A 1,083-nucleotide genomic window follows, 5' to 3' on the forward strand; every position below is an offset into this window, starting at 1 on the left:
AGGCATTGAGACCTACTACGCCATTCCAAATATTGCCCGGCGACTATTGGAATCGTTTCTGGCGTTTCGCGTGCCAGATAAGCCGGGTGAGCTATTCCAGAAGCTGGAAGCTGTTCAGTACGATACGGCCAAGAAAACACGCATTCTTCGGTTCCTTCACACCTATTCCCACTTCGATCAAGTGGCGGAGCCAGATCACGACCTGTCCTTATTGTCGGAAACACCGGCAATCCTTCAGGAAGTCCTCGCCCTGATTCGCAAATGCGACCCGGAGCATTTCAGGTCCATGACCGATTTGATAACGCCGTCCGCGGTTCGAACTGCTGCCGCAGACACTCCATAAATACGGCACCGCGTGGGCTCTTTTTAACCTGCCTTGCTCTTGCTGCTGACAACAATTGGCATGTGGTGCTAGAGCCCCGCTTCTACCGCAAACGAGAAGCGACCGGCCGCCTGGCCGCTCGTGCCTTGCTCCCCTGCGCCCCGTGCAGTGGCAATGTCGCAGTGCGGCCAATAGGCGACGAGCACGATCGAATACATCGATGACCGTTGCTTAAGTGCTGCGGTCATCGAAATAGAATGCGGCGGCTATCGGCGTACGACGAGGCGGATCAGGGTGAGGTGGTAGCTACCGGAAGTCCCAACAACGGCTTCTAGCGGAGATGCCTTCACGCCCGAGACTACCTCCTCGGGCATGAAGAGTGAGTCAAGATTCACTGCTCATCAAACTCATAGCGCAGCTCTGCTACTAACCCTCGATATGCCAATGGTCCTCGCCCATGCCGCTCGACTCGCAGTAGCGGTCTTCATATGCCGCGCAAGCAGACTCGAACTGCACCATAGTAAGCACAGCGTCGCTCATCTGCGGAAGCGCATCGTCATCCAGCGTTTCCAGGTACTTCCGCGTCGGCTCATCGGCCAAAGCAGTGAGAAGGTCCTCCAAAACGCGGTTGACGAGTCTGACTTTGCCGGCACTCATTGTTGCGTCGGGCTTCTTTTTCGAGAGTTCGCGTATCTCACCTACCAACCCAGCAAAAATCGGGCGAGCAGCGACGAACAAGTCGACTTTCGCTTGGGTTGTAG

The 1,083-nt window shown here is 55.9% G+C and carries 3 protein-coding genes; 1 reads left to right on the top strand and 2 read right to left on the bottom strand.

Annotation, left to right across the window (positions count from 1 at the left end; genetic code table 11):
- Positions 1-343: AAA family ATPase (locus AC1DPR_RS32115; RefSeq protein ID WP_477818043.1), on the top strand; the 343-nt coding region annotated here is incomplete at its 5' end.
- Between the two features lie 68 nt (positions 344-411).
- Here the strand turns inward: AC1DPR_RS32115 and AC1DPR_RS32120 are convergent.
- Positions 412-570, bottom strand: a complete 159-nt coding sequence (locus tag AC1DPR_RS32120) for a hypothetical protein (protein WP_477818044.1) — start codon at positions 568-570, stop codon at positions 412-414.
- 178 nt (positions 571-748) lie between these two features.
- The coding region (locus AC1DPR_RS32125; RefSeq protein WP_477818045.1) for a hypothetical protein at positions 749-1,083 on the bottom strand (335 nt) is incomplete at its 5' end.

The sequence above is a fragment of the Rhizobium sp. 01T417 genome (assembly GCF_056398905.1).